The sequence below is a fragment of the Xanthomonas sp. MUS 060 genome (assembly GCF_000963215.1).
Classification (GTDB): domain Bacteria; phylum Pseudomonadota; class Gammaproteobacteria; order Xanthomonadales; family Xanthomonadaceae; genus Xanthomonas_A.
In genome coordinates, this window is the sequence record NZ_JZIM01000004.1 from 190,590 (window position 1) to 217,248 (window position 26,659).

Annotated in this window: 24 protein-coding genes and 2 pseudogenes; 9 read left to right on the forward strand and 17 right to left on the reverse strand. The window is 64.7% G+C overall.

Annotated elements, in window-relative coordinates; all coding sequences use genetic code 11:
* Window positions 1-80: 80 nt before the first annotated feature.
* The 3 genes from XANALMUS060_RS06815 to XANALMUS060_RS06825 all read left to right on the forward strand — a co-directional run bounded on the left by XANALMUS060_RS06815 (window position 81) and on the right by XANALMUS060_RS06825 (window position 3,432).
* Entirely contained in the window at window positions 81-1,040 is a 960-nt protein-coding gene (locus tag XANALMUS060_RS06815; RefSeq protein ID WP_045737722.1) for an aldo/keto reductase, read from the forward strand.
* Complete coding sequence (locus tag XANALMUS060_RS06820) at window positions 1,037-2,074, forward strand: NADP-dependent oxidoreductase (protein WP_045737723.1); 1,038 nt, start codon at window positions 1,037-1,039, stop codon at window positions 2,072-2,074. Before XANALMUS060_RS06815 ends, XANALMUS060_RS06820 begins: the two co-directional genes overlap by 4 nt.
* Window positions 2,075-2,562: 488 nt before the next feature.
* Window positions 2,563-3,432 (forward strand): IclR family transcriptional regulator C-terminal domain-containing protein, encoded by an 870-nt coding sequence (locus tag XANALMUS060_RS06825; protein ID WP_082064959.1) that lies wholly within the window; start codon window positions 2,563-2,565, stop codon window positions 3,430-3,432.
* 70 nt (window positions 3,433-3,502) lie between these two features.
* On the opposite strand, the gene pcaC is transcribed toward XANALMUS060_RS06825, so the two are convergent.
* The 8 genes from pcaC to XANALMUS060_RS06865 form a co-directional block, all read right to left on the reverse strand.
* A complete protein-coding gene (gene pcaC, locus XANALMUS060_RS06830) occupies window positions 3,503-3,895 on the reverse strand; it encodes a 4-carboxymuconolactone decarboxylase (protein ID WP_045728714.1) in 393 nt (130 codons plus the stop codon).
* Between the two features lie 42 nt (window positions 3,896-3,937).
* Window positions 3,938-4,717 (reverse strand): 3-oxoadipate enol-lactonase, encoded by a 780-nt coding sequence (gene pcaD / locus XANALMUS060_RS06835; protein ID WP_045737725.1) that lies wholly within the window; start codon window positions 4,715-4,717, stop codon window positions 3,938-3,940.
* A 211-nt stretch (window positions 4,718-4,928) separates the two neighbouring features.
* Window positions 4,929-6,269, reverse strand: coding sequence for a 3-carboxy-cis,cis-muconate cycloisomerase (locus XANALMUS060_RS06840; RefSeq protein ID WP_045737726.1), 1,341 nt, complete (start codon window positions 6,267-6,269; stop codon window positions 4,929-4,931).
* A 59-nt stretch (window positions 6,270-6,328) separates the two neighbouring features.
* Window positions 6,329-6,886, reverse strand: coding sequence for a protocatechuate 3,4-dioxygenase subunit alpha (gene pcaG / locus XANALMUS060_RS06845; protein WP_045737727.1), 558 nt, complete (start codon window positions 6,884-6,886; stop codon window positions 6,329-6,331).
* Window positions 6,887-6,891: 5 nt separating this feature from the next.
* On the reverse strand, window positions 6,892-7,611 hold the full coding sequence (gene pcaH / locus XANALMUS060_RS06850; RefSeq protein WP_045737728.1) for a protocatechuate 3,4-dioxygenase subunit beta: 720 nt from the start codon (window positions 7,609-7,611) through the stop codon (window positions 6,892-6,894).
* Between the two features lie 77 nt (window positions 7,612-7,688).
* Window positions 7,689-8,897, reverse strand: a complete 1,209-nt coding sequence (gene pcaF / locus XANALMUS060_RS06855) for a 3-oxoadipyl-CoA thiolase (RefSeq protein WP_045737729.1) — start codon at window positions 8,895-8,897, stop codon at window positions 7,689-7,691.
* On the reverse strand, window positions 8,894-9,556 hold the full coding sequence (locus tag XANALMUS060_RS06860) for a 3-oxoacid CoA-transferase subunit B (protein ID WP_045737730.1): 663 nt from the start codon (window positions 9,554-9,556) through the stop codon (window positions 8,894-8,896). Before XANALMUS060_RS06860 ends, pcaF begins: the two co-directional genes overlap by 4 nt.
* Window positions 9,553-10,242 carry a 3-oxoacid CoA-transferase subunit A gene (locus XANALMUS060_RS06865; RefSeq protein ID WP_045728720.1) on the reverse strand — a complete coding sequence of 230 codons (690 nt, stop codon included), beginning with the start codon at window positions 10,240-10,242 and terminating at the stop codon, window positions 9,553-9,555. Before XANALMUS060_RS06865 ends, XANALMUS060_RS06860 begins: the two co-directional genes overlap by 4 nt.
* A gap of 329 nt (window positions 10,243-10,571) precedes the next feature.
* On the opposite strand from XANALMUS060_RS06865, the gene XANALMUS060_RS06870 reads away from it, so the two are divergent.
* Genes XANALMUS060_RS06870 through XANALMUS060_RS06880 form a run of 3 tightly spaced genes read left to right on the forward strand, consistent with a single transcriptional unit; the run spans window position 10,572 to window position 13,461 of the window.
* A complete protein-coding gene (locus tag XANALMUS060_RS06870; protein WP_045737731.1) occupies window positions 10,572-11,648 on the forward strand; it encodes an aromatic ring-hydroxylating dioxygenase subunit alpha in 1,077 nt (358 codons plus the stop codon).
* A 25-nt stretch (window positions 11,649-11,673) separates the two neighbouring features.
* Window positions 11,674-12,423 carry a GntR family transcriptional regulator gene (locus XANALMUS060_RS06875; protein ID WP_045737732.1) on the forward strand — a complete coding sequence of 250 codons (750 nt, stop codon included), beginning with the start codon at window positions 11,674-11,676 and terminating at the stop codon, window positions 12,421-12,423.
* Between the two features lie 54 nt (window positions 12,424-12,477).
* Window positions 12,478-13,461, forward strand: coding sequence for a PDR/VanB family oxidoreductase (locus tag XANALMUS060_RS06880; RefSeq protein WP_045737733.1), 984 nt, complete (start codon window positions 12,478-12,480; stop codon window positions 13,459-13,461).
* A gap of 81 nt (window positions 13,462-13,542) precedes the next feature.
* Here the strand turns inward: XANALMUS060_RS06880 and XANALMUS060_RS06885 are convergent, their stop codons facing one another.
* Window positions 13,543-14,031: a nuclear transport factor 2 family protein gene (locus XANALMUS060_RS06885; protein ID WP_045737734.1), complete on the reverse strand. Its 489-nt coding sequence runs from the start codon at window positions 14,029-14,031 to the stop codon at window positions 13,543-13,545.
* Window positions 14,032-14,457: 426 nt separating this feature from the next.
* Complete coding sequence (gene pobA, locus XANALMUS060_RS06890) at window positions 14,458-15,642, reverse strand: 4-hydroxybenzoate 3-monooxygenase (RefSeq protein WP_045737735.1); 1,185 nt, start codon at window positions 15,640-15,642, stop codon at window positions 14,458-14,460.
* 95 nt (window positions 15,643-15,737) lie between these two features.
* Between pobA and XANALMUS060_RS06895 the strand changes: the two genes are divergently transcribed.
* The gene (locus XANALMUS060_RS06895; protein WP_045737802.1) at window positions 15,738-16,640 is read left to right on the forward strand and encodes a helix-turn-helix domain-containing protein; all 903 of its coding nucleotides are present in this window, start codon (window positions 15,738-15,740) and stop codon (window positions 16,638-16,640) included.
* Window positions 16,641-16,822: 182 nt separating this feature from the next.
* Here the strand turns inward: XANALMUS060_RS06895 and XANALMUS060_RS06900 are convergent.
* The 5 genes and pseudogenes from XANALMUS060_RS06900 to XANALMUS060_RS22630 all read right to left on the reverse strand — a co-directional run bounded on the left by XANALMUS060_RS06900 (window position 16,823) and on the right by XANALMUS060_RS22630 (window position 21,503).
* Window positions 16,823-18,299 (reverse strand): annotated as a pseudogene (locus tag XANALMUS060_RS06900) (benzaldehyde dehydrogenase).
* Between the two features lie 166 nt (window positions 18,300-18,465).
* Window positions 18,466-19,329, reverse strand: a pseudogene (locus tag XANALMUS060_RS06905) (transporter).
* Window positions 19,330-19,591: 262 nt separating this feature from the next.
* Complete coding sequence (locus tag XANALMUS060_RS06910) at window positions 19,592-20,059, reverse strand: MarR family transcriptional regulator (RefSeq protein ID WP_082064967.1); 468 nt, start codon at window positions 20,057-20,059, stop codon at window positions 19,592-19,594.
* Window positions 20,060-20,073: 14 nt separating this feature from the next.
* Window positions 20,074-21,024: an MFS transporter gene (locus tag XANALMUS060_RS06915; protein ID WP_255352355.1), complete on the reverse strand. Its 951-nt coding sequence runs from the start codon at window positions 21,022-21,024 to the stop codon at window positions 20,074-20,076.
* Window positions 21,021-21,503 (reverse strand): MFS transporter, encoded by a 483-nt coding sequence (locus XANALMUS060_RS22630; protein WP_255352356.1) that lies wholly within the window; start codon window positions 21,501-21,503, stop codon window positions 21,021-21,023. Before XANALMUS060_RS22630 ends, XANALMUS060_RS06915 begins: the two co-directional genes overlap by 4 nt.
* On the opposite strand from XANALMUS060_RS22630, the gene XANALMUS060_RS20500 reads away from it, so the two are divergent.
* Window positions 21,502-21,660 carry a hypothetical protein gene (locus XANALMUS060_RS20500; RefSeq protein ID WP_161795384.1) on the forward strand — a complete coding sequence of 53 codons (159 nt, stop codon included), beginning with the start codon at window positions 21,502-21,504 and terminating at the stop codon, window positions 21,658-21,660. The genes XANALMUS060_RS22630 and XANALMUS060_RS20500 overlap by 2 nt on opposite strands.
* Window positions 21,661-21,782: 122 nt before the next feature.
* On the opposite strand, the gene XANALMUS060_RS06920 is transcribed toward XANALMUS060_RS20500, so the two are convergent.
* Window positions 21,783-23,645 (reverse strand): feruloyl-CoA synthase, encoded by a 1,863-nt coding sequence (locus XANALMUS060_RS06920; RefSeq protein ID WP_045737736.1) that lies wholly within the window; start codon window positions 23,643-23,645, stop codon window positions 21,783-21,785.
* A 77-nt stretch (window positions 23,646-23,722) separates the two neighbouring features.
* Entirely contained in the window at window positions 23,723-24,553 is an 831-nt protein-coding gene (locus XANALMUS060_RS06925; RefSeq protein WP_045737737.1) for a p-hydroxycinnamoyl CoA hydratase/lyase, read from the reverse strand.
* A 401-nt stretch (window positions 24,554-24,954) separates the two neighbouring features.
* Here XANALMUS060_RS06925 and XANALMUS060_RS06930 point away from each other — a divergent pair, with 401 nt between their 5' ends.
* Window positions 24,955-26,577: a SulP family inorganic anion transporter gene (locus XANALMUS060_RS06930; protein ID WP_045737804.1), complete on the forward strand. Its 1,623-nt coding sequence runs from the start codon at window positions 24,955-24,957 to the stop codon at window positions 26,575-26,577.
* The last annotated feature ends 82 nt before the right edge of the window (window positions 26,578-26,659 follow it).

The window sequence follows — 26,659 nt, forward strand, 5'->3', positions numbered from 1 at the left end:
GTTATGCTTGCCAAGATTGTCCCATCTCCGAAAGCACCCACGACACTCCTGTCGCCGTCCACACTCTGGAGGATTTCGCCATGTGGCACACACGCGAACTCGGCCGTTCCGGCCTACATGCGGCACCGCTTGCGTTCGGCGGCAACGTGTTCGGCTGGAGTGCCGACACCAAGACGTCGTTCGCCCTGCTCGATGCCTTCGTCGATGCCGGGTTCAATCTGATCGACACCGCCGACATTTACTCGGCCTGGGCGCCGGGCAATCGCGGCGGCGAATCGGAAAGCATCATCGGCCAATGGCTGAAACGCAGCGGCAAGCGCGACAAGGTACTGATCGCGACCAAGGTCGGCAAATGGGCCGAGCGTCCAGGGTTATCCGCCGAGAATATCGCCACCGCAGTGGACGATTCCCTGCAACGTCTGCAGACCGACGTCATCGACCTCTACCAGGCACATGCCGACGACGATGCGGTGCCGCTGGAAGCGTCGCTGGCCGCTTTCGGGCGGTTGATCGAGCAAGGTAAAGTGCGCGCAATCGGCGCATCCAACTATAGCGCCGCACGCTTGGCCGAGGCGCTGCAAATCTCGGCGCAATACCATCTGCCGCGCTACGAGACGCTGCAACCGGAGTACAACCTGTACGACCGCGCCGGCTACGAGGCCGCACTGGAACCACTGGCGCACGAGCACGGGCTGGGTGTGTTGTGCTACTACGCGCTGGCCAGTGGTTTTCTCAGCGGCAAATATCGCAACGCCGCCGACGCCGACAAGAGCCAGGCGCGCGGCGCCAGCGTGGTCGCACGCTACCTCAACGCACGCGGCCTGCGCATCCTGGCGGCGCTCGACGACCTCGCCGGCAAGCATGCCGCCACCCCAACCCAGGTGGCACTGGCTTGGTTGATCGCACGCCCCAGCATCACCGCACCGATCGCCAGCGCCACCAGCCTGACGCAACTGCAAGACCTGCTCGCCGCCGCACGCGTGCAACTGTCGCCCACGGACATCGCACAATTGAACGCCGCCAGCGAGGAAAGCGCATGAGCGCGGCCCCCTTGAGCACCCGCATCGTGCTCGCTTCGCGTCCGCAGGGCGCACCGAGTGCGGAAAATTTTCGCCTTGAGCAGGTGCCGCTCGCGCCGCCAGGCCACGGCCAGGTGTTGCTGCGCAACCGCTGGCTATCGCTGGACCCTTACATGCGTGGACGCATGAGCGCGGCACCGTCGTATGCGCCGCCAGTGCAACTGGGCGAGACGATGGTCGGCAGCACCGTGGCCGAAGTTGTCCAATCGCATGCGCCTGGGTTCGCTCCGGGCGATCTTGTGCTGGTGCAAAATGGCGGTTGGCAGACGCACTTGGTTGCCGAAGGCGACAGCCTGCGGCGCAAGCTCGATCCGCAGTCGCCGCTGCCACCCAGCACCGCGCTTGGTGTCTACGGCATGCCCGGCTTCACCGCGTATGCCGGCCTGCACGAGATCGGCAAACCCCAGCCGGGTGAAACCATTGTCGTCGCCGCCGCCACCGGCCCGGTCGGCGCCAGCGTGGCGCAGATCGCCAAGCTGCGCGGCGCGAAGGTGATCGCCATCGCCGGTGGCGCAGAAAAATGCGGTTATCTGCGCGAGGAATTGGGCATGGATACAGTCCTGGATCATCGCGCTGCGGATTTCGCCGCGCAGTTGCGCACCGCTGCCGCCAACGGAGTCGACGTGTATTTCGAGAATGTCGGCGGCCATGTATTCGACGCGGTGCTACCTCTGTTGAACGACTTCGCGCGAATCCCGGTGTGCGGCACCATCGCCACCTACAACGCCGATGGCGCATTACTGCCTGGCCCGGACCGGCTACCGGCACTGATGAACCAGATCCTGCGTCAGCGCCTGACCGTGCGCGGTTTCATCGTCGGCGACTTCGTCATGCTCTATCCGGAATTCCTGCGCGAAATGGGTACCTGGCTGGCCGAGGGCCGCGTGCGCTACCGCGAACACGTGGTGGATGGACTGGAAAACGCACCACAGGCATTCATCGACATGCTCAATGGCGGCAACTTCGGCAAGCTGGTGGTGCGGCTGGACGTGTAGCTGCGCTCAGAAAGACAACGCGAGAGGCCATCATGCGGCTTATCGCGTCAAGCGCTGGAGCCGTTGGTATGCGCTTTATCCAAGGCAGGTCAAATCGCAGGCGGGTGAACTTCCATGATATTGCGCTTGTTCGACGGCAATCGGCTCGGCGAGGGGCGGCAGGACAAGCTCCTCGTTTTCGGCATCAAGCATTGCCGTTGAATGTTGAGGCTACCCAATCCAGACACTACCATCGGCGACAACGCCTTCGCGTCGTTGCCTTTTTCGCGTCAAGCGCTGGAGCCGTTGGTATGCGCTTTATCCAAGGCAGGTCAAATCGCAGGCGGGTGAACTTCCATGATATTGCGCTTGTTCGACGGCAATCGGCTCGGCGAGGGGCGGCAGGACAAGCTCCTCGTTTTCGGCATCAAGCATTGCCGTTGAATGTTGAGGCTACCCAATCCAGACACTACCATCGGCGACAACGCCTTCGCGTCGTTGCCTTTTTCATGTCCGATTCTCCAGCTCCACCGCGTGTGCGCCGCAGCCCACGTACCCGCCCGTCAGCGACAACGCCGGAGCACGGGCTGCCCGCGGAACTGATGCGCCGCATCGGCGACTGCGCAGGCGACCCGAATTTCATGACCTCGCTGGCGCGCGGCCTGGCGGTGCTCAGCGCGTTCGCTCAGCACAGCCGCGATGTCGGCATGGCCCAGCTCAGCGTCGACACCGGCATCCCGCGCGCGGCGGTGCGACGGGTGTTGTACACCCTGGAAAAGCTGGGCTATGTCGGCGTGCATGGTCGCGGTTATGTGCTGCTGCCACGTGCGCTGGGGATCGGCAGCGGCCATGTGTCCACTGCGGCACTGTCGGTAGCGGCACAGCCGGTGCTCGATGCACTGCGCGACACGTTGCACGAGTCCTGCTCGTTGGGCGTGCTCGATGGCGACGATCTGTTGTACGTGGCACGCGCGGAGACGGTGCGGCTCATGTCGATCGGATTGCGTGCGGGGAGTCGGCTACCGGCGTATTGCACTTCGATGGGACGGGTGCTGCTCGCCGCGCAACCGCCCGACACGCTGCACAGTTATCTGGAGCGCAATCCGCTGCGTCCACGCACCGAGCGCACCATCACCAAGCGTGCGCCGTTCCAGACGCTGCTCGAACGCGTGCAGCGCGACGGCTATGCGATCGTGGATCAGGAACTGGAGATCGGTCTGCGCTCGGTGGCGGTACCGGTGCGCAACCGTCAGCAACGCGTGGTCGCCGCGCTCAACGTCGGCACGTCCGTCGCGCGCATGACGCTGAGCCACCTGCAAAGCAAGGTATTGCCTGCGCTGAAACATGCTGCGCAGCAATTGCATCTGGTGCTGGATTGATCCATCGCCGCATACTGGAGCCGGAACACGACTGACCACGCATGCGCCGCGACACGCCCAGCGGCATGGATCACTCGGCGGCTTCGGCCGCCTGCTCGGCCAGAATCGGTGCGGCCAGGGCGAAGGCATGGTTGGCGGCGGGGACACCGCAGTAGATCGCCGCCTGCAACAGTACTTCCTTGATTTCCTCAGCGCTGACACCGTTGTTGCGCGCAGCGCGCACATGCAGCTTGAATTCTTCGTCGTGGCCGCGCGCCACCATCATCGCCAGAGTCAACAGCGAACGGGTGTGCCGTGGTAATCCCTCGCGGGTCCACACCGTGCCCCACGCGGTGCGTGTGATGAAATCCTGGAATTCCTCGGTAAACGGCGTGCGCGCGGCTAGCGCGCGATCCACGTGGGCGTCGCCGAGCACGGCGCGGCGCACCCGCAGGCCGGCGGCGTAGCGGTCGTTCTCGTCCATCGGTAAGGCTCCTCAACAGGGAAAAGCACACGCGCCACGCGGCTACTGCAACAGAAAGCGCAGCAGCGCGTCGTTGAACGCGTGCGGGGATTCCAGATTGCACAGGTGTCGGCCATGCACTTCAGTGAAACTGCCATTGGCGACCTGCGTGGCAATCGCCTGCAATTCAGCCGGCGGGCACACCGGGTCGTCGTGTCCGGCCAGCGCCAGCACCGGCACCTCGATGGCACCCAGATGGTCGCGTAGATCGGCCTCGGCCAGCGCGTGGCAGCACGCGATGTAGGCCTCCACGTCGGTGGCCTGGCAGGTATCCAGAATGGTCTGGACCGTCGCCGGCTGGGACGCGACGAAGGCCGGGGTGAACCAGCGCGTGCAAGTGCCTTCGCGCAGCGACGCCAGCCCCTGTGCACGCACCTGTTCGATGCGTGCCTGCCAGCTCTCGGCAGTGTCGATCTTGGCGGCGGTCGCGCAGAGCGTCAGGCCGAGCAGGCGCTCGCCGGCATGCACACCCAGCCATTGCCCGGTCAACCCGCCAATCGACAGACCGCAGAAATGGCTGCGCTCGATCGACAGGGCATCCCATAGCGCCAGGACGTCGCCGCCGAGATCCTGCAGGCGATACGGCCCCGGTGCCGTCGTCGACGCGCCATGGCCACGGCGATCGTAACGCAGGACGCGAAAATGCGGCGCCAGCGCGGTGATCTGCGCATCCCACATGTGCAGATCGGTGCCGAGCGAATTGCACAAGGTCAGCCATGGACGGCCTTCGCTGCCGTCGATACGGTAATTCAGGCGATGCGCGGGCAGCTCGAGGATGGGCATGGGCGATACGCTCGCAGGATGAGGGTGACGCCGCAATCAGGCGATAACTGCAGTCTAGAGCCTGCCATGTAGGTTGGAGTGTATACGCCGCCACTCGGCGCGGATTGAGCCAAGACCTGTGCCACCCGGGCAAGTTTCGCTTCCCCGTCTGAGCCGCGCTCCAACCGGCTTTCTGTGTGGATCACGCCGTCACTCCGGTTCAGTCAGGCGCCTACCCGGCGAGGACGCGCTCGATCCACACCGCCGCCATGCCGCGCCAACTGTCCTCGGCGAACAAGGCGTCCAGGTGCGTCGGCGACAGCACCGCGGCGACCTGCGGATCCTCGGCCAACACTGTGCGCAGATGTCGTTGGGTTTCCAGCGCGCGGTGCACCGCCGTCTCCACTAGCGTATGCGCGGCGGCCTTGCCCAACTGTCCGGCTAGATTCACCGCGACCGCTTCGGCATAGAGCAGGCCGCCATGGCTTTCCAGGTGTGCGGCCATGCGTGTGCGATCCAGTTGCAGACCGTCGATCAGCACGCGCACCTGGGCCAGGCTACCGGCGCTCAAGCGCACGATCTCCGGCAGGGTTTCCCATTCGGCATGCCAGCCGCCGACGGCGCGCTCATGTTCCTGCGGCAGCGCCGCGAACAGGGTCGCCAGCAGGCCCGGCACGCGCGTGGCGGCGGCAATCGCCACCACGCAGCCGACCGGGTTGCGCTTGTGCGGCATCGCCGAGGAACCGCCCTTGCCCGCCGCCACGGGTTCGAACGCCTCGGCCACTTCGGACTGCATCGACAAGGCGACATCGCGACCGATCTTGCCCAGGCTACCGGCCAGCAGCGCGAACGCCGCGCCGATGTCGCCGATACGGTCACGCGCGGCATGCCACGGGAGTGCGGGCAGCGGCAAACGCAGCTCCTGGGCCAAGGCCTCGGCCACTTGCAACCCACACTGCTGCAATGCCGCCAGGGTGCCGGCGGCGCCGCCGAATTGCAGCACCAGCGCATCCTCGCGCAGTGCGTGCAAGCGGCGACGGCTGCGTTGCAGTGCATCCAGCCAACCCGCCGCCTTCAGTCCGAACGTGACCGGTACGGCGTGTTGCAACAGCGTGCGCCCAGGTAGGCCGGTGTCGCGCTCGCGTTGCGCCAGTGACGCCAGCGCGGTGCACAAGGCATGCAGTTGCGCTTGCACTCGGTCCAGCGCGGCGCGCAGTTGCAGAACCGCGCCGCTGTCGATGATGTCCTGGCTGGTCGCGCCCCAATGCACCCAGCGTGCGGCCTCGGTGTCGGTGGCGGCCACCTGCGCGGTGAGCGCCTTGACCAACGCAATGGCCGGATTGCCAGCCAGCGCGGTGGCGGCGGCGAGGCTGTCGATGTCGTAGTGCCCGGCTTCGCACGCGGCGACGATGGGCGCCACGGCACTCATTGGAATTACCCCGCAACGCGCCTGCGCACGCGCCAGCGCCGCCTCGACATCGAGCATGGCTTGCAGACGCGCGCGATCGTCGAACAGGGCATCGACGGCGGGGTCGCCGAACAACGGACGCAACAGCGAATCGGAAACGCTCATCGGATCGTGCGCAATGGCAATGGCGAGGCAGACAGCAGAGTAACCGCTACGTGCCTTGCTCAGTAGGAGAAGAACACCGTTTCGCGTTCGCCCTGCATGTGCACGTCCCATGCGTAGCGCCCCGGCGCGCGCGGTTGCGCGATGAGCGTAGCACGGCGCTCGGCCGGCACCTGCGCCAGGATCGCGTCGCTGTCCAGGTCGTCGTCGCCGAAGTACAGGCGTGTGGGTGCGGCGCGCAACAGCCCGCGCATGAACACCAGCACGACCAAATGCGGTGCCTGCGGCCCATTCGGTCCGGGCACACGACCGGGCTTGATCGTGCGGAAGGCGAAACGGCCCTGCGCGTCGGTCGGCACCCGCCCCCAGCCATGGAAGGCGGGGTCGTGGTCGCCACGGCGTGGATCGGCGGCATGGTCGTAGATGCCGGCGGCATCGGCCTGCCAGATCTCCAATAATGCGTCGCCGACCGGCGCGCCAAGGCCATCGAACACGCGACCGGCGATCTCCACCTGCGCACCTTGTGCCTGCGCTGGCGCGATCTCGGTGCGGTACAGCGGTTCCAGCCCGATCCGGTAATAGGGGCCGACCGTCTGCGAGGGGGTTGCCTGGAAACTCATCGCGCTTACTCCCAAGGGGTCTGCTTGCGTCCACGCAGGACGATGTCGAAACGGTAAGCCAGCGCATGTTCGTTGGCAGCGTGTTCCCAATCGAACGTGGACACCATGCGCTCACGTGCTTTGGGGTCGTCCACGCAGTTGAAGATCGGGTCGTAGGCCAGCAGTGGGTCGCCAGGGAAGTACATCTGAGTGACCAGACGCTGGCCGATGCCGTCGCCATGCAGCGAGAAATGAATATGTGCCGGACGCCAGGCGTTGTAGTGGTTGCGCCACGGATACGCGCCCGGCTTGATGGTGGTGAAGCGGTAGCGGCCGTGCGCATCGGTGAGCACCTGACCGGCGCCGGTGAAGTTAGGATCCAGCGGCGCATCGTGACGATCGCCATCGTGCAGATAGCGGCCAGCCGCATTGCATTGCCAGACTTCGACCACGCTGTTGCACACCGGCTTGCCGTTTTCGTCCAGGACACGCCCACCGACGCGGATGCGCTCACCCAGCGGCACGCCCGGAAAGCCGGCGGTGAGGTCGGCGGCATGCGCGCCCAGGGTGATCCGATCCAGTGTCGGGCCGGTGGCCTCGGACAGCGTCACCGCGATGGCAATCGGGTCACGGGTCGGACCACGGCTACCGGTGGAGGCATACGCGAGATGCCGATAAGCCGGTTGCGTGCCCGGGTACGGACGACGGTAGCCGAGCAAGGGGTCAATGGGAGCGTCGTCGTGCATCGTCATCGTCGTCTCGCTGGCTCCAGGCGGAGCCGGTTGGCTGAAAGTGGATCATGCAGCTCAGCACGCGCCGTCGGCTACAACCGCTCGATCGCCAGCGCCACGCCCTGACCGACGCCGACGCACATGGCGGCCAGGCCACGCTTGCCGCCGCTTGCCTCCAACTGGCGCAGCAAGGTCAGTGCGAGGCGCGCGCCGCTCATGCCCAGCGGGTGACCGAGCGCGATGGCGCCGCCATTGGCGTTGACGTGCGGCGCCGCGTCATCCAGGCCCAGCGCGCGCGTGCAGGCCAGTGCCTGGGCGGCGAAGGCCTCGTTCAGTTCGATGGCGTCGAACTGCTCCAAGCGCAGGCCCAGCCGTGCCAGCAAGGCCTGAATTGCCGGCACCGGGCCCATCCCCATGTAATCCGGCTCCACGCCCGCGCTGGCGAAACCGAGCACGCGCGCACGCGGCGTCAGCCCCAGTGCGCGGGCCCGCATCGGCGTGGCCAACAACAACGCGGCGGCCCCGTCGTTGATGCCCGAGGCGTTGCCGGCGGTGACGCTGCCGGGCTGGCGGAACAACGGCGCGAGCCGGGCCAGTGCGTCGGCAGTGGTGTCCGCGCGCGGATGCTGGTCACGCGCCACCGTGACCGTTTCGCCGCGCTTGGCACCCGGCACATCGACCGCGACGATCTCCCCGTCGAAAAAACCTGCCGCCTGCGCGGCGGCGGCACGCTGCTGGCTGCGCAACGCGAACGCGTCCTGGTCTTGGCGGTCGATCCTGTGGCGCGCGGCCACGTTCTCGGCGGTTTCGCCCATCAGCGCGACGCCGTAGCGCGCACGCATGCGCGGGTTGACGAAACGCCAGCCCATGGTGCTGTCCTCGATCTGCTGGTTGCGGGCGAAAGCACTGTCGGCCTTGCCCATCACCCATGGCGCACGCGACATCGACTCGACTCCGCCAGCGATTGCCAAGCCCAGTTCACCGGCGCGCAGCGCGCGCGCCACCGTGCCGACGGCGTCCAGCCCCGAGCCGCACAGGCGGTTGACGGTGCTGCCCGGCACGCTGCACGGCAGCCCGGCCAGCAGCAGGCTCATGCGTGCGACATTGCGATTGTCCTCGCCGGCCTGGTTGGCGCAGCCGAGGTACACGTCGTCGATGCAGGCCGGATCCAACTGCGGCTGCCGCGCCAGCAGCGCTTGCAACGGTAGCGCGCCAAGATCGTCGGCGCGCACGCCGGCCAACGCGCCACCATAGCGACCGATCGGAGTACGGATGCCATCGATGATGTAGGCCTCGCTCATGCGACCACCGTGGAGGGAGCCAGACGCAACGCCAGCCCGGTGACCCGGCGCAGGTCGTCCAGACTCACGCCATCGACCAGTTCGAGCACGCTGGCGCCGTCCGGGCCGAGCGCGAACACGCCCAGATCGGTATACACCCGCGACACGCAGCGCAGCCCGGTCAACGGATAGCTGCATTCGGTCACCAGTTTGCTTTCCCCACGCTTGTTCAACAGTTCCATCATCACGTAGACCTGCTTGGCGCCGATGGCCAGGTCCATGGCACCGCCAACCGCGGGAATCGCATCGGCCTCGCCGGTGCTCCAGTTGGCCAGATCGCCATGCACCGAGACCTGAAACGCCCCCAGCACGCACACGTCCAGGCGACCACTGCGCATCATCGCGAACGAATCGGCGTGATGGAAATAACAGCCACCGGTCCGCAACGTCACCGGCTGTTTGCCCGCATTGATCAGTTCCGGATCTTCCTGCCCTGGCGGCGGCGCTGGCCCCATGCCAAGCACGCCGTTCTCGCTGTGCAGGAAAATGTCCTTGTCCGCTGGCAGGAAGTTGGCCACCGCCGTCGGCAGGCCGATGCCCAGGTTGACGTAGGCACCTTCGGGGATATCGCGTGCCATGCGCGCGGCCAGCGCATTGCGATCAAATCCACAGCCGGTCATTGCGTGCATGCGTGCTCCTGCGCGTTCGCCACCGCCACCAGCCGTTGCACGAAGATGCTCGGGGTAATCACAGCCTCCGGATCCAGATCGCCCAGATCCACCACGCGCTCGACCTGCGCGATGGTGCAATCGGCCGCCATCGCCATCAGCGGGCCGAAGTTGCGCGCGGTCTTACGGTAGATCAAGTTGCCCCAGCGGTCGCCGCGCTGCGCTTTGATGAGTGCGAAGTCGGCGCGGATCGGATACTCCAGCACGTAGTGGCGGCCGTCGATCTCGCGCGTCTCCTTGCCGGCGGCCAACGCGGTGCCGTAACCGGTCGGAGTGAAGATCGCACCCAGGCCATTGCCGGCGGCGTGGATCCGCGCGGCCAGATTGCCCTGCGGCACCAGCTCCAGTTCCAGTTCGCCGGCACGGTAAGCGCTGTCGAAATGCTGCGAGTCGCTCTGGCGCGGAAACGAGCAGACAATCTTGCGCACACGCCGATGCTTGATCAGCGCGGCCAGGCCAGTCTCGCCGTTGCCGGCATTGTTGTTGACGATCGTCAGGTCGCGCGCGCCCTGCGCGATCAGTGCATCGATCAGCGCATCGGGCATGCCGGCGGTGCCGAAACCACCAATCATCACCGTCGCCCCGTCGGGGATGTCGGCCACTGCGGCGGCGCACGAGTGCAAGGTCTTGTCGATCATCGTCACGCTCCAGCGCTGGTGGCTCGCCGATGCTGCGGACAGGCACACCAATACCTCCGGAAAGGGCTTGCCACGACGTCGGCTCCTGATCGATCCCGGTCCCACGGTAGGATGCGACTTGGCAGCGGTCAATCCGATAATCGGATATAAAGTTCGATAAACGAACAAAATTCCACGCCCACCCCTGGGCTGGTCACTGTCGTTGATGTATACATTGATTACCGTCCATTGCAGCGACGGTGCTGCGCCCGCCACACATTTCCGCCAGGACGCAGACAACACGCAACGCCCCCCGCACGCCTGTTGTATACAAATCCAAGGAGTTCGCCATGGGTCAGCCCATTCCGGCATTTCCGCTCAACGCGTGGTACGCCATCGCCTGGGACCACGAAGTCAAACACGCGCTGCTTGCGCGCAAAATCTGCAACCTGGATATCGTCCTGTACCGCACCAGCAGCGGCCACGTCGCCGCGCTCGAAGACGCCTGCTGGCACCGATTGGTGCCGCTGTCGATGGGCCGGCTGCGTGGCGACGACGTGGTCTGCGGTTATCACGGCCTGGCCTACGATGCCAACGGACGCTGCGTGCACATGCCATCGCAGGACACCATCAATCCCGCCGCCTGCGTGCGGCGTTTCCCGACGGTGGAACGGCACCGCTACGTGTGGGTGTGGCCTGGCGATGCCGCACTGGCCGATCCGGCGCTGGTGCCGGACTTGCACTGGAACGACGATCCCGGCTGGGCCGGCGATGGCCGCACCATTACGATCAAGTGCGACTACCGGCTGGTGCTGGACAACCTGATGGACCTGACCCACGAAACCTTCGTGCACGGCTCCAGCATCGGCCAGGATGAAGTCGCCGAGGCGCCATTCGACGTGGTCCACGGCGAACGCAGCGTGGTGGTGTCGCGTTGGATGTCGGAGATCGATCCGCCGCCGTTCTGGGCTTGGCAGCTCCAGCATGCGCACGGCTACCGCGGCAAGGTGGACCGCTGGCAGATCATCCGCTTCGAGGCGCCCTGCACCATCGCCATCGATGTCGGCGTGGCGGTGGCCGGCAGCGGCGCGCCACAGGGCGACCGCTCGCGCGGCGTCAATGGCTACGTGCTCAATACCGTCACCCCGGAAACCGAGCGTAGCTGCCACTATTTTTGGTCCTTCATGCGCAACCACTCGCTGCACGAGCAATCGATCACCACCCGCCTGCGCGACAGCGTCACCGGCGTGTTCGGCGAGGATGAGGTGGTGCTGGAGGCACAACAGCGTGCGATCGACGCGCATCCGGACCACGTGTTCTACAACCTCAATGTGGATGCCGGCGGGATGTGGGCACGGCGGCTCATCGAGCGCATGGTCATCGCCGAGCAACGTGCGCATGAGCTGCACCTGCGCAGGGTCGGCTGAAACGGCCAGAGACCGAGGACACGCCATGTCCACCACACATCCCTTCCGCTCGAGCGCCGCGCAAACCACCCGCGTCCTGCTCGCACTGCGCGAACTGATCCTGTCCGGCGATCTGGCCGCAAGCGAACGCCTGTCCGAAGTCGCCCTGGTGGAACGCCTGGGCGCTTCGCGCACACCAGTGCGCGCGGCGTTGCAACGGCTGGCCGAGGAGGGCCTGGTGCACGCATTGCCCGGCGGTGGCTATGCGGTGCAGGCGTTCGGCGAGCGCGACGTCGACGATGCCATCGAACTACGCGGCACGCTGGAAGGCCTGGCCGCACGCCTGGCCGCCGAACGCGGCGCGGATCCGGCACTGCTGGCGCAGGCACAAGCGGTGTTGGTGCGGATCGACCAGGCACTGTCGGCAACAACGCTGCGCGAAGAGGATTTCGCCCGTTACGTGAGCTGCAACGAACGCTTGCATGCACTGCTGATCGAGATGGCAGACAGCTCGCTGCTCAGACGCGAATGCGCACGGATCTCGCAACTGCCGTTTGCCTCGGCCAACAGTTTCGTGCTGAACCGCAACCACGCCGCGCAGATTCTGCGCATCGCTCAAGAACAGCACCGCCAGGTCCTGGACGCGATCCAGCGCCGCCAGGGCGCGCGCGCCGAAGCCCTGATGCGCGAACACGCGCGAGTGGCGCAACGCAACTTTCATGACGCACTGCACGAGCAGGAGACGCTCGGTCAAGTATCCGACAGCGGATTGCTGCGGTACCGACTACGCGCCTGACGCGCCCCGCCAACGCAGCGCCTGCGCCTCCCTTCCCGATCACCGGAATCCACCATGCGCAAAGACACCCAATGGAATACCGCCCGCATCGTCGCCGTTGCCACGCCTTGTGAGCAGGTGCGCGAGATCGTGCTCGACCCCGGTCGCGCCGGCCGGCGATTCACTGTCGGCAGCCACATCGACGTGCGCGTGCGCATCGGCGACACCGTTGATGTGCGCTCCTACTCGCTGGTGGGCGAACCCACGGCGGATGGACATTACCGCATCGCGGTGCGCGCGGTCGTCGGTAGCCGTGGCGGCTCGCGGGCGATGTGGGCGCTGGCGGTGGGCGACACGGTGGAGATCTGCGCACCAAACAACCAGTTCGCCCTGGACGAGAACGCCGCACACATCGTGCTGATCGCCGGCGGCATCGGCATCACCGCGATCCTGGGCATGGCGCAGCGTCTGGCGCGCAGCCCGCTCCCCTTCCAACTGCTCTATGCCGGACGCAACCGCGCCACCATGGCCTACCTGGAGCCGCTGCAATCACTGCTGGGCGAACGCTTACAGGTGTTCTGTCCCGAACACCTGGGCCGACTCGACCTAAGCACGCAGATCGCACAGTGGCCGCGTGGCGCGGATGTCTACGCCTGCGGGCCATTGCCGCTGTTGGACGAACTGCGGCAGCGCTGGCGCGAAGATGGCCGCGCGCGTGCGCGTCTGCACTTTGAAACCTTCGGCAACAGCGGGCGCGCACCGGCGCAGGGATTCGAGGTGGAGATCCCCACCTTGGGCAAGACCGTGCAGGTCGGCGCGCACCAATCGCTGCTGGACGCGCTGAGCGCGGCGGGTGTGGAAGTGATGGCCGACTGCCAGCGTGGCGAATGCGGACTGTGCCTGGTCGACGTCCTGGACAGCACCACGCCGTTGGATCACCGCGACGTATTCCTCAGCGACGAACAGCACCGCGACAACCGCAAGCTATGCGCCTGCGTCTCGCGTGCGCTCGGTGGACGCATCCGCATCGACACCGGCTACCGCGCCGACGCATTCTGAAGCGCAAACTGAAATGCAAAAATCCGACGCCGCCCGCCGCAGCGGACGGCGCCGTGGAATGACCGCTGGATCAGGCGCAGATCACTTGGTCGCCGCGTCCCAATGCTCCTGGATCTTGCCGTTCTGGATGCGGAACATGTCGAACCAGGTCGTCGTATAGGTCTTGCTCGCATCCTTGGGATCTGGCAGCGTGCGCACCGACACAAGAGTCACGTAATCACCTTCGGCCAGAATCGCCACCAGCGGCAACTGCACCCGTGGCTGGATCGGCTGCGGCTTCACGAAAGAGGTCAAAAACGCCAGGAACGCGTCGCGCCCATTGGCGACATTCGGATTGTGTTGGATGTAATCCTTGGCCATGTATTGCGGGGCGTACTCGGTATGTCCCGCCTCGAACACGATCCGCCAGAAATCGTAGACCAGACGCTTGTTGGCGGTGGTGCACCAATCCCGGCCTTGCAGCAGTTGTTCGTGATTTGGATTGGCGGTGACGGCTGTCTGCGCGAACGCGGATGCGGCGGGAAGCGCAAGCAGCAAAGCCAGCAGATAGACCTGGAAGCGAATCTTCATGAGCAACTCTCCGGAGGGAAATAGGCAATAAGGCGCTGGCTGTGCGATCACCACGATGTGCGGACAACGAGCAGCTCTGGCGCGGCCGCAGCGTAGCAATGTACGCAAGCAAAAAGCGCAGGACGCCGGATGAATGCGGAAAATTCTTTGAGTTTTTTATTGCGATGGGAGAGACGCCACAATTACCAAAATATCAGCAATGGTCATCGCATTTACGCAACTTACTGCGCCGCATATTTCTGCGTCGCATCCATCTGCGGACACGCGAGAAAAACGCTCTGCGACAATCACGATTTGCAAGACCTATCCCGGCCATCGAGTACGGCAACCGTGAGCGTGCGCGAGATGCAGGCGCATCGCATCGTGTCGGGCCACAGCGCATGCATGACCAACACCATGTCATGCACGGGATACAAAACGCGCGGGCTAAGCAGGCACCGTCAACGGCAAGCCGGCGTAGTTTTCGGCAATGGTGGCGCGGCCTGCGGCGCTGCCGAGTAGATAATCCAGTTCGGCATCGTGCAGGTGTCGAGTGAAGGCATCCTCGTCAGGGAACTGGTGCAACATCGTGGTCATCCACCAGGAAAAGCGCTCGGCTTTCCAGATACGCTGCAACGCCAATTCGGAATAGCGTTGCAATGGTGCCGGGCTATTTTCCTGCTGCGCCTGCACGAACAGATGCGCCAGCAGGCCCACATCGCCGGCAGCTAGATTCAGCCCCTTGGCGCCGGTCGGCGGCACGATATGCGCCGCATCGCCGGCCAGAAACAGGCGCCCATATTGCAGCGGTTCGGCGACGAAACTGCGTAACGGTGCGATGCTCTTCTCCAAGGAGGGACCGGTGACCATGGCCTGGGCGACATCGTCGGGCAAGCGTCGCCGCAATTCGTCCCAGAAACGATCATCCGACCAATTCTCCACACGCTCCTGCGACGGGACTTGCACGTAATAGCGCGAGCGCGTGTGCGAACGCATGCTGCACAGGGCGAAGCCCCTGCGATGGCGCGCATAGATCAACTCCTCGGCAACCGGCGGCGTGTCCGCAAACACCCCGAGCCAACCGAATGGATACACCCGTTCGTAGACCTTCAAAATCTCGGCGGGGATCGCCTGGCGACTGACGCCATGGAAACCATCGCAGCCGACCACGTATTCGCAATCCAGCCGCTGCGCAGCGCCATGCCGCACAAAACTCAGCCACGGCCGTGGCCCGGTGATGTCGTGCAGTTGCGCATCCTGCGCCTCGTAGACGCTGATCGCATCAACGGCCTGCCGTGCCTCCATCAGATCCCGGGTGACTTCGGTCTGACCGTAGATGGTCACCGCACGGCCACCGGTGGCCACACTCAGCTCGATGCGTTCGCGGCGCTGCTCCAGCGCCAACTCGAAACCATGATGGATGATGCCTTCGCGCTGCATGCGCGCGCCGGCGCCGGCGGCGCACAGCAGGTCGGCGGTTCCCTGCTCCAGCACCCCGGCACGGATCCGCGAGAGCACATGTTCCTGGGTATGGCGTTCGAGGATGACGTTGTCGATGCCATGGCGATGCAACAACTGGCCAAGCAACAAGCCAGCGGGACCGGCGCCGACGATCGCGACTTGAGTACGCATGGGAGCTCCGCAGCGTTTGTGCCTGTCTGCCAGTATTTGCGCTCCGGCACCACAAGAACATGGATCATCGCGACCAATTCCTGTACTTTCCGACGATGCCTCGCACCGTCACCGCGCCATCGCCCGCTGTGCCCGCGTTTCGCCTGTACGGGGAAACCGACGACCGCGAAACTCCCGACCTGTTGCACTGGGAATCCATCGCCACGCGCAGCCATCTGCACGATTGGCATATTCGTCCACATCGCCACGACGACCTGTTGCAATTGCTTTATCTGCAACGCGGCAGCGCCGAGGTGCATCTGGACGGCACTGCGCAACGTCTGCGCGGCCCCTGTCTGCTGCTGTTGCCGCCGCTGTGCGTGCATGGCTTCCGCTTCCAGCGCAACGTGCGCGGTCATATCGTGACGTTGTCCGCGCCACTGTGGCAGCGCCTGGCGGCGCAATGGCCCAGCTTGGACGAAACGCTGGCACAGCCGTTGTGCCTGATCGCCGGCGAGCAGCACGCGATGCTGGATGCCTGCTTCGCCGCGATCGCAACCGAGTACCCGCAACAGCGCCCCGGACGCGAGCCGATGCTGCAAGCGCTGGCGACGCAGGCGCTGTTGTGGGCCGCGCGCGGTGCGTTGGCACACGCGCCGACGGATGCACGCGACACCGACCGCGGCGCACGCCATGTCCGTGCTTACGCCGCACTGATCGACGCGCATTACCGCGAACATTGGCCGCTGTCCCGCTACGCCGACCGATTGGGGCTGAGCAGCAGCCATCTCAATGCACTGTGCCGACGCCTGGCAGGCGCCTCGGCACTACAGTTGTTGCAGCGGCGCATCCTGCTGGAGGCACGGCGCAGCCTGGTGTACACGACCATGACCGTGCAACAAATCGCCGCCATGCTCGGTTATGCCGACGCCGCCTATTTCAGCCGCTGTTTCAGCCGCCACGCTGGCTGCTCGCCGATTCAATTGCGCCAGCGCGCGCAACAAAAGAAACGCATGTGAGAAAACGCGGATGGTCTGCGAGCATCCGCGCTCCGATTCGGGGCGATAGCGATTGTCCTGCCCATGACCCAGCGTTTGCACTGCAATACGAAAGCTCGCCGCACCGACTTGCATCAGTGCATCCACACACCATCACATGCCTGTGCTGCAGACGCAGATGCCGGCAGCACAGACTCGCCGAGTCAGAATGGATACGGTGGCGTGCTGTCGCGAATCGTCACCCACTGCCAGTGCGTGTACTGGCTCCAATCGGCCGGACCGCCCATGCTGGTGCCATTGCCGGAAGCACCAGTGCCGCCAAACGGATTGATGACCTCATCGACCACGGTCTGGTCGTTGATGTGCAACATGCCCGTGTTCAAGCGTTCGCCCAGTGCCATCGCACGACCGACAGAAGCGGAGAGGATGCCGGCCGACAGGCCATAGTCGGTCTGATTGGCTAACGCAACCGCTTCGTCGTCGGTATCGAAGGCAATCACATTGGCGACCGAGCCAAAGACCTCTTCCTCGAACGCGCGCATGCCCGGCCGCACATTCGACAACACGGTTGGCGCGTAGAACAAACCATCGTGGTTCCCGCCCGCTTCCAGCACCGCAGCGGCAGCGACCGACGCATCGACCACGTCCTTGACGTGCTGCAACTGACGCGCATCGATCAGCGGCCCGAGCGCGACATGCGCGGTCGCCGGATCGCCCACCGGCAGATGTCGGGCTTTCTCGACCAGGCGCCGGTTCAGTTCGACGGCGATGCGGCGCTGGACCAGTACACGCCCGGTCGCCATGCAGATCTGACCCTGGTGGAAGTAAGCACCGAACGCAATCGCCGAGACGGCGTTGTCGAGATCGGCATCTTCCAGCACGATCAACGAATTTTTACCACCCAGTTCCAATGCAACCTTCTTCAGATGCTTGCCGGCCAGCATCACCGATGCGGCGGCCGACGGCGGTGGAGCCGGTGAAGGCAATCATCTGCACTCCCGGCGCCTCGATCAATGCCTGCCCCACATCGGCGCCACCCGGCAACACGTGCAACAGCCCTTTCGGCAAACCCGCCAACTGCAATATCTCGGCAATGAGGAAGCCACCGGCATACGGTGTGCGCGAATCGGGCTTGAGGATCACCGCGTTGCCGACAGCCAACGCCGGCGCAACCGAGCGCAGCGACAGAATCAACGGGAAGTTGAACGGAGAAATCACAGCCACCACGCCCAAGGGCAAGCGCCGGGCAAGGCTCATTCGCCCCGATACACTCGGCAGTAACTGACCTTGCGCCTGTAGCGGCATCGCCGCCGCCTGCTGAAAGAGCAGGATCGCTTCGCGCACTTCGTGTTCGCCCTTGGGCAAAATACCGCCGGTTTCTCGCGCGATCAGCGCCGCCGCAACCGCAGCTTGCTGCTGCAGCAAATGCCCGGCACGGTGAAAAACCGCTGCGCGCTCGCGCGGTGGGAGATCGGCCCATTGGCGTTGCGCGACACGCGCCTGCGCCACCGCCACCGCCACATCCGCCACATTGGCGTGACCAGTGTGGTGCAGCGGCTTGCCACTGCCGGGTTCGATCACTTCGAGCGTGCCGCCCTCGGCGGCGATCCACTCGCCATTGAAGATCCTTCCACTCCAACTAGTGGACGATGCCAGCACGTCGCTGTGGGTACTGTTCATCGAATATGCTCTCATCGATTGGAAGAAACGCCCGGCTCACACCGATGAGGCAATCAAGCCAGTGCCCTGACCCACGGCATCGGCACCGATGTCCGGAACGACAGCGGTGGCGAGCCAGATTGGCATGCCAACGCATGGCAACCTGACTCCTATGCGCGGTGTGGCATCAGAACACATGGACATACTGAAAATTGACGTTATCGCCGGAGGGCGCATTCTTCACCTGCACCGGCATGTAGAAATTGGCCACACGCATGTCGTTGGTCCGGTTGTCGCGTAGCTGTTTCAGGTAATAACCATTGATACCGACGTGCAGATCCTTCACCAATTCCACGGAGCTGGCGAAGTTGAGCCACGCCGCATCGCCCGCCTGGCCGTTGTGGAAGACGAAACCACCGAACTGCGGCACGTTCGATGCCTTGTCCGCACGGAAGTTGTAGATGTAATTCAGACGTCCGCTGATCTCCCAGCGCGGTGTGGGCAGGATGCTGAACGCCCAACTCGGCAATACCGATCAATAACCCGACCCCTGGTTGATATCGCGGTGTTGATCGAATTTGCCGATGGGCGCCAGTGCATCCAGCTCGAAACGTTGCGAAAATACCGGGCGCCCATCGCGAATCACCGGATCCATCTGTAAATATGGGCCAATCGTGAGGTCGCCAAGACCCAGCCCATTGGCGCGCAAGGCCACCGGACTGTTGCGTGCGAAAGACGCATCCAGATCGACCAGCGCGGCCAACGCGTTGAAGCCCAGCGCGCCGCCGAACAGCTTATATTGACTGACGTAGACCACCTGAGTCACCCACACCGATGAACCGATGTGCGGATCGCGGAACACCGGTACGTCATCGCCGTGCGCGTCCTTGATCGCATCGAAGTCTTAGCGTCGCAGGTACTGAATCGCCGCCCAGCCCGGCTTGGTACTGGTGAAGCCATCGAAGAAGCTGGTACCGCCGATATCCAGACCCGTCGGCAGCGTGGCGCTCTGCGGTACGGATTGCGCCAACGCTGGCGCTGCATAGACCATGGACAGCAGGGCCAGCACGGACAGCAGCCGCTGGCGAATGCGCGAAGGCAACGGGAAACGCATGCGAGAACGATTCATGGACAGGTACTCCAGGCAAAGGGAATACGACATGAAGCGGGGGAATGGTGGCGCGCGCCAACGTCTACGCCCGCGCAGCACGGTGATCGCACGACAACGCACGGCATCATCACACTGACGACAACACGCAAATCAGCAAAGCAACAGGGCATGCGCAAGCCGGGAACGGCCACGCATGTAGCGGTTAGAGCGCCTCTAGCCGGTCGAGCGCGCGCAACAGTGCACGCGCCTGGTTCGTGCCAAGCGCCATGACGAGTTGCTGCTCCATCCGCACCACTTCGACCTCGGCCTGCGCCAGTAGCGCGCTGCCGGACGCGGTCAGATGCAGATGCTGCATGCGTCGATCCTGACGTCCACGCACCTGGCGCAGCAAACGCCGTTTGACCAGACGTGCAACCACGATGGCCAGGTTCGGCGGCGACACGCTCAGCACCTCGCCCAGTTGCCGCTGGTGAATGGCGGGATTGGCATCCACCAGCACCAACAGCGAATACTCCACCGGCTTCAGATCGAAGCCACGCACGCACTCCTGGAACAGACGCCGAATCTGCAATTCGCTGCGGGTAATGCGGTAACCGAGCAGGCTGGTCAGACGGCGCTGATCCACGCTGCCCGCCGTGTTCGCGTCGGCGGACAGCACGCTGCTGGAGATCTCGGGAATCTGTTTTAAGCGCACGAGGCTTCCTGCAAAGGGAATCTTGCGACAACGCTGCGGCGCATCCGCACGCAGCTTCCACTGGCACGGACCAACAACGCCATCGTCTGTGCATTGTAAGGATACGCTCGCGCATCGTCACAACTCCGGATCCAAACGCCGCAGCAACGCCCGGTAAGGTGCTGCCGCGTACCACAGAGCGCGCCAAGCAGCGCCGCCACCATGCACACCACGCCCAGCGACAAGCCAACCTGACGCTCGTCGACGAGCACGTAATCGGTGCCCAACGCCACCAGATAAAGGCCCAGTCCCAATCCAATCAGATTGACCAACAGCAGATAGATCGAAGTGACCTGGCCACGCAAACGGTTCGGCGTGACCGCCTGCAGAATCGCCGGGGCCAAGGCCACCGGCATGCCCAGCAAGAATGTGGTCAGCGCGATCGCCGCCAACGCCATCCATGGTCCTGACGCGAACGCGAACAGCGCGCTGCTGACGCTCAGCAACAGCGCTCCGATCAGCGAAATGCGCAGCGCCATGCCGCGGTATCCACGCGCCAGCAAACGATCACTGAGGAAGCCGCTGAACAACATGCCGGCGATGCCGAAGGTGAGGATGATCGCGCCATACGCCGGACCGATTTCACCAGGCGTCCATCCCCACCGACGGATGAAGGTCGCCGGTAGCCAGGCAGTAATGCCGAAAGTAATCATCGCGATCACCCCGTTGGCCAGAAACAACGCAATGTAGATCCGCGCGTTGTCGCGCAGATGCGCCAGGTTCGGACGCGCGCTTGGCGTCGCCACGGCTTGCTCACGTCGCAGTGGTTCGCGCACCGTGGCCATCAACGCGATTGCCGCCAGACCGGGCAGCGCCACCAGGATAAACGCCACCTGCCACGGCCGGAAGCCGCCCAGTGACGGTAAGACGACCAGGCTCTGCTTGCTGGTCGCCGCGATCACCAGGCCACCGACAATGAACGCTGTCGCCGAGCCGATAAGACACCGGAGGTATATACGCTCATCGCCCGCGCGCGCCGCGGCGGCGGGAAATAATCGGCCAGCATCGAGTACGCCGCCGGCGACAGCGCCGCCTCGCCGACACCGACGAACACCCGCGCCATGAACAGGGTGAAAAAACTGGTGACGTAGGCACCGGCTGCCGTCGCCACGATCCACACCACGATGCCCAGCACGATCAGGTTGCGCCGGTTGTGGCGGTCGGCGACGCGCCCCAGCAACACGCCGATCAAGGTGTAGAACACCGCGAAGGCAAGGCCGTGGACCAGGCTGAATTGCGCGTCCGACAGCAGTAGATCGCGTTTGATCGGCTGGACCAGCAGCCGGTCGACGAAGGACAGCGTGTAGGCCAACAACAACACGGTCACGTACCAGGCGTACAGCGGGCGATACGGCGTCGGTGATGGCAGTGGATCGTGCATGGGACTGCTCCGTGGCGGCTCAGAAGCGCAGGGTCAGGGTGAGCCCGGGCAAACGCCGTCGCGGACATGGCGACGTGCATCGCGCACGAATGCGCCGGTCGGGCTGGAAACGACGCGCTTGGACACGCTCAAACCGCGTCTGTCCGGCGTGCAGTGAACACGCGTATGAAACACCGTCATCGATGATTCCCTCCCAAGTCTCCAAGCCAGTGGAGTAGTGCCACCACCGCGCTGGCGGCAATTTCGCACCGCCGGCGCACAGGCCAACGCGTTATCGCATCACGGCGGTGCCTCGACCGCGCTTGGCGCAACACCGGCGTAGAACTGCTCTACCAACGCCGCGCGGTTACGCAACACGTTGCGCTGGTTGATCGAACCCTTGTCGGTGATCTCACCGGCTTCCAGATTCGGCGGCTGTTCCAGCCACGCCGCGCGCGCGATGCGGCTGGCGTTACCGGTAGCACTGCGGTTGAGCACCGCGAGCAGATTTTGTAGCCAGGCACGCACCGGCGCGGCTTGCAGAATCTCCATCGCCTGCGCCGCTGACGGCAATCCAGCCAGCGCCTGTAGCGCGTCCAGTCGCGGGAACAGCAACACCCCGATGTCGCCACGGTCGGCCCCTGTCACCACCACATCCTGCACGTATGCGGCAGCTTCCATCAGCACCCGCGTGCGCAGTGGACCGACACTGACGAAAACGCCGGAGGATAGTTTGAAGTCCTCTGCCAGCCGCCCGTCGAACAAGAGGCCGCGTTCGGGATGCTGCGGATCAATCGGTTTGAGCGCATCGCCGGAGCAATAGAAGCCTTCTTCATCGAATACCTCGGCCGTCTGCTGCGGCGCGTTCCAGTAGCCGGGCATCACGTGCGGGCCACGGAAGCGCGCTTCCAACTTGTCGCCCACCGGCACCAACTTGACCTCGCAGCCCGGCGCCGGCACACCGACTTCGCCGGGCGTGTTGCTGGTGCCATGGGTGAAGGTGCACGACGGCGCGCACTCGGTCATGCCCAGACCGGCCAGCATGCGGATGCGTTCACCGCAATGCGCCTCGGCAATGCGCTCCAGACGGTCCCAAATATCCTGCGACAACGCCGCGGCGGCAAAGAAGAACATCCGCATGCGCGACAGGAACGTCTCGCGCAGCGCCGGATCCTGTTCCAGCGCCTGCGCCAACTGTTCCCAGCCGCGCGGCACGCTCAGATACACCGTGGGCGCGATCTCGCGCAGGTTGCGCAGGGTCTGCGCGAACAATGCCGGGGTCGGCTTGCCATCGTCGATGTAGAAGCTGCCGCCGTTGTACACCGCAATGCCGATATTGTGGCTGCCGCCGAACGTATGATTCCACGGCAACCAATCGACCAACACCGGTGTTTCGCCCAGCACCGGGAACGTCTGCAGCAACATCTGCTGATTGGCGCACAGCATGCGTTGCGTGGTGATGACCGCCTTCGGCAGCAACGTGGAGCCGGATGTGAACAGAAATTTGGCGATGCTGTCCGGGCCGGTGGCAGCGAATGCGGCATCGGCCGCATCCAAGGCGCGTGGCGCCAGCATGTCTTCGAAGCGCACGCACGCACGGTCACTCACCCTGCCGCGCACGCACACCACCGGCACATCCGTGGGGAACACGGCCGCGATGGCGGTCGCGAATGCCGCGCCGTCGCTGGCGAACAACAGCCCCGGCCGCAACACCTGCGCGACATGCCGCAGCTTGGCGAAATCGCGCGAGAGCAACGCGTAACCTGGGGACACCGGGCAATACGGAATGCCGGCATACATCGCCGCGAACGCCAGTTGTAGATGTTCCAGATCGTTGCCGGACAGGATCGCCAACGGACGCTGCGCCGACAACCCCATGTCCAGCAGATGCGCCGCGATCCGGCGGGTGCGCTCCAGCATCTGCGCATAGCTCAGGCCACGCCAATGTCCGTCTTCGCCGCGCTGCGCCACGAATGTCGTTTCGGGCGTGTGTTGCGCCCAGTGCTGCAAGCGCAGCAGCAGATGCCTCGGCAGTGGCGCCAGCGGCTCGCGGGCACGCATGCGCAGCACGCCGTTGGCATCGCGATGCACCTCGGTATCGGCATGGCTGAGCCCGACCGGACGATAGCGGGCGACAGATACATCGTGCTGTGCAGAGATCATCGAAACCATCCGGAATTAAGGAAACGGCATCGTGACGGGCAACGCGGCGACGGAACGCCACCGCGTTGCGGCCAGGGTCAGCGCTTGTAGGTCTGCAAACCGGGCTTGATGGTTTTATCGTCGAGGAATTGCTTCAGGCCCTGCTGGCGGCCCTTCTCCGGGTCGCGGTGGTTGGACTGGTCGACCTTGGCGTACAGGTAATCCTCGCTCTGTTCCCAGGTCAGCTCGCGGCAGCGCTTGAAACCGTGCTTGGCGAAGCGCAGCACCACCGGATTCTTCTGTTGCAGCTCCTGCGCCAGCTTGGTCACCTCCGCACGCAGTTGCGCGCGCGGCACGCTGGCATTGACCAGCCCCATCTGCGCGGCCTCGGTCCCGGTGAAGGTGCGGCCGGTCATGATGTACAGCATCGCGTTGCGGTGGCCCATGGTATCGGCGACGGCCTTGCTCACCAGGTTGCCCGGTGGAATGCCCCAGTTGATTTCCGATAACCCGAACACCGCTTCGTCCGCCGCGATGGCCAGATCGCAGGCCACAAGTGGCGAGAACGCGCCACCGAAGCACCAGCCGTTGACCGCCGCGATGGTCGGCTTGCTGTAGAAGCGCAGTAGCCGCCACTGCCATTGCGAGCAATCGCGGCGCATGCGCTCCTGCACGATTTCTTCCTTGCCGTCGGTCTCGCGGAAGTATTCCTTCAGATCCATGCCCGCCGACCACGACTCACCCGCACCGGTCAGCACCAGCACTTCGGCGCTGCTATCCAGTTCAAGCGTTTCCAGCACGTCGATCATCTCGCGATTGAGCGTGGGACTCATCGCGTTGCGCTTTTCGGGACGATTCAACGTGACCCAGGCGATACCTGCGTCGATCTGGACCTGGACGGTCTGCCAGCGGTCTTGGTAGTTGCTCATGGACATGCCTGCGGGGGAGGTGACGTGGGGGAGAGAGCGCGGGGGGAGGGGAGCGACGATCTCTTCGCTTCGATAATAGTTATAGGTCATCATTGTTTTGGCGCAAGCTGCACCGCAGCATGGAATGGCAGCGCCTGCCTGAGCGCCAGACACGCCGTTGGCACCGCGCGCATCGTGCGCGGGGGTGTGATCGCGCTCGCGCAACACGCTCGGGGTGTGTGTTTTATACTATGCCGCCGCGCATCTTCCGTGCGCATGTTCGGTTCTTCGCGCCCCACCATGACGCCACCCTGACCCTCGCACTCCACACCGGCTTGCCCCTTGCGGCGGGCCACGAGTTGCTGGCTTTCCTTCGTGAATCGCGTCGTCCCGCCGCCGGGGCGGCGTCAGGAGTGTTTACCGTGAAACTGTATCCTTCGCTGCGCCAGCAATGGTGCGGCAATCTCCGTGGCGACGTGCTCGCCGGTTTGGTCGTGGCCTTGGCGCTGATTCCGGAGGCGATCGCGTTCTCGATCATCGCCGGGGTCGATCCCAAGGTCGGGCTGTATGCCGCGTTCTGCATCTGCGTGACCATCGCCTTCGCTGGCGGGCGCCCGGGCATGATTTCCGCCGCCACCGGCGCAATGGCGCTGTTGATGGTCGGCCTGGTCAAGCAGCATGGCCTGCCCTATCTGCTGGCCGCGACGCTGCTGACCGGCGTGCTGCAGATCCTCGCCGGACTGTTCAAACTCGGCGCATTGATGCGCTTCGTCTCGCGCTCGGTCATCACCGGCTTCGTCAATGCGCTGGCGATCCTGATCTTCATGGCACAGCTACCCGAGTTGATCGGCGTGCCGGTGCCGGTCTATCCGCTGGTCGCATTGGGATTGCTGCTGATCTACGGCCTGCCGTGGCTGTCGCAGCGTAGCTTCCCCGGTATCGGCCTGTGGCTGCTGTTGTTGGGCGCCGCGCTCACCGCGGGCAGTCTCGCGGCCTGGACCCTGCTGCCGGTGGCGGGAATCGGGACGGCGGCGCTGCTGCTGGGCCATCGCTGGACCCGCACCCTGGCATTACCGCCGCCACTGGTGACCATCGTGCTGTTGACCGGGCTTGCGCTGTATTTCGGCATCCATGTCCCCACCGTCGGCGACAAGGGCCAATTGCCCGACAGTCTGCCGACCTTTCTGCTGCCGGCCGTGCCGTGGACGCTGGAGACACTGAAGATCGTGTTCCCGGTGTCGGCGACGATGGCCGTGGTCGGTCTGCTCGAATCGATGATGACCGCGCAGATCGTCGACGACATGACCGACACGCCCAGCGACAAGAACCGCGAGTGCATCGGCCAGGGCGTAGCCAACTTCATGAGCGGGCTGATCGGCGGCATGGCCGGCTGCGCGATGATCGGACAATCGGTGATCAACGTGAAATCCGGCGGGCGCGGACGCCTGTCCGCGTTGGTTGCCGGTAGTGTGTTGTTGCTGCTGGTGGTGTTCGCCGGGGCGTGGGTACGGCGGATTCCGATGGCCGCCCTGGTGGCGGTGATGATCATGGTCTCCATTGGCACCTTCAGCTGGCGCTCGCTGGCGCAACTGCGCACGCACCCGGCCAGTTCCAGCGTGGTGATGCTGGGCACCGTCGCGGTGACCGTGGCCACCCACGACCTGGCGCGCGGCGTGCTCACCGGCGTCTTGCTATCGGCACTGTTCTTCGCGCGCAAGGTCGAGCGGATGCTCGATATCGAAAAAATCGAAGACGCCGATGGTGGCCACACCTACCGCATCCGCGGCCAGTTGTTCTTCGCGTCTTCCGCCGGCTTCGCCAATGCGTTCGATTTCGCCCACGCCCCAGTGCGCGTCACCCTGGACCTGTCGCATGCGCATGTGTGGGACATCAGCGCCATTGGCGCACTGGACAAAGTGGTACTGAAGTTCCGCCGTCACGGCGCGCAAGTGCAGGTGGAGGGACTGAACCCGGCCAGCGCGAAGATGGTCGGCCGCCTGGGCATCCACCACCGTGACGACGCGCAAGCCGTCGCGTTCCACTGAAGCGGCGCCCGAATGCGTCTGCGCCCCGACCCGGCGCAGACGGCTCGCGGGGCTCGCGGCACTGCGCGCTACTCGCTGAGTG

What these genes read in the sequence shown, in the direction of transcription:
- pcaH (WP_045737728.1), bottom strand. Translation starts at nt 7,611, where the DNA reads ATGCACGACGACGCTCCCATTGACCCCTTGCTCGGCTACCGTCGTCCG.
- XANALMUS060_RS06885 (WP_045737734.1), bottom strand. Translation starts at nt 14,031, where the DNA reads ATGAAGATTCGCTTCCAGGTCTATCTGCTGGCTTTGCTGCTTGCGCTT.
- XANALMUS060_RS22630 (WP_255352356.1), bottom strand. Translation starts at nt 21,503, where the DNA reads ATGCACGATCCACTGCCATCACCGACGCCGTATCGCCCGCTGTACGCC.
- pobA (WP_045737735.1), bottom strand. Translation starts at nt 15,642, where the DNA reads ATGCGTACTCAAGTCGCGATCGTCGGCGCCGGTCCCGCTGGCTTGTTG.
- XANALMUS060_RS06825 (WP_082064959.1), top strand. Translation starts at nt 2,563, where the DNA reads ATGTCCGATTCTCCAGCTCCACCGCGTGTGCGCCGCAGCCCACGTACC.
- XANALMUS060_RS06875 (WP_045737732.1), top strand. Translation starts at nt 11,674, where the DNA reads ATGTCCACCACACATCCCTTCCGCTCGAGCGCCGCGCAAACCACCCGC.
- XANALMUS060_RS06880 (WP_045737733.1), top strand. Translation starts at nt 12,478, where the DNA reads ATGCGCAAAGACACCCAATGGAATACCGCCCGCATCGTCGCCGTTGCC.
- pcaD (WP_045737725.1), bottom strand. Translation starts at nt 4,717, where the DNA reads ATGCCCATCCTCGAGCTGCCCGCGCATCGCCTGAATTACCGTATCGAC.
- pcaC (WP_045728714.1), bottom strand. Translation starts at nt 3,895, where the DNA reads ATGGACGAGAACGACCGCTACGCCGCCGGCCTGCGGGTGCGCCGCGCC.
- XANALMUS060_RS06815 (WP_045737722.1), top strand. Translation starts at nt 81, where the DNA reads ATGTGGCACACACGCGAACTCGGCCGTTCCGGCCTACATGCGGCACCG.
- XANALMUS060_RS06860 (WP_045737730.1), bottom strand. Translation starts at nt 9,556, where the DNA reads ATGACCGGCTGTGGATTTGATCGCAATGCGCTGGCCGCGCGCATGGCA.
- XANALMUS060_RS06840 (WP_045737726.1), bottom strand. Translation starts at nt 6,269, where the DNA reads ATGAGCGTTTCCGATTCGCTGTTGCGTCCGTTGTTCGGCGACCCCGCC.
- pcaG (WP_045737727.1), bottom strand. Translation starts at nt 6,886, where the DNA reads ATGAGTTTCCAGGCAACCCCCTCGCAGACGGTCGGCCCCTATTACCGG.
- XANALMUS060_RS06895 (WP_045737802.1), top strand. Translation starts at nt 15,738, where the DNA reads ATGCCTCGCACCGTCACCGCGCCATCGCCCGCTGTGCCCGCGTTTCGC.
- XANALMUS060_RS06925 (WP_045737737.1), bottom strand. Translation starts at nt 24,553, where the DNA reads ATGAGCAACTACCAAGACCGCTGGCAGACCGTCCAGGTCCAGATCGAC.
- XANALMUS060_RS06870 (WP_045737731.1), top strand. Translation starts at nt 10,572, where the DNA reads ATGGGTCAGCCCATTCCGGCATTTCCGCTCAACGCGTGGTACGCCATC.
- XANALMUS060_RS20500 (WP_161795384.1), top strand. Translation starts at nt 21,502, where the DNA reads ATGGGACTGCTCCGTGGCGGCTCAGAAGCGCAGGGTCAGGGTGAGCCC.
- XANALMUS060_RS06920 (WP_045737736.1), bottom strand. Translation starts at nt 23,645, where the DNA reads ATGATCTCTGCACAGCACGATGTATCTGTCGCCCGCTATCGTCCGGTC.
- XANALMUS060_RS06865 (WP_045728720.1), bottom strand. Translation starts at nt 10,242, where the DNA reads ATGATCGACAAGACCTTGCACTCGTGCGCCGCCGCAGTGGCCGACATC.
- XANALMUS060_RS06820 (WP_045737723.1), top strand. Translation starts at nt 1,037, where the DNA reads ATGAGCGCGGCCCCCTTGAGCACCCGCATCGTGCTCGCTTCGCGTCCG.
- pcaF (WP_045737729.1), bottom strand. Translation starts at nt 8,897, where the DNA reads ATGAGCGAGGCCTACATCATCGATGGCATCCGTACTCCGATCGGTCGC.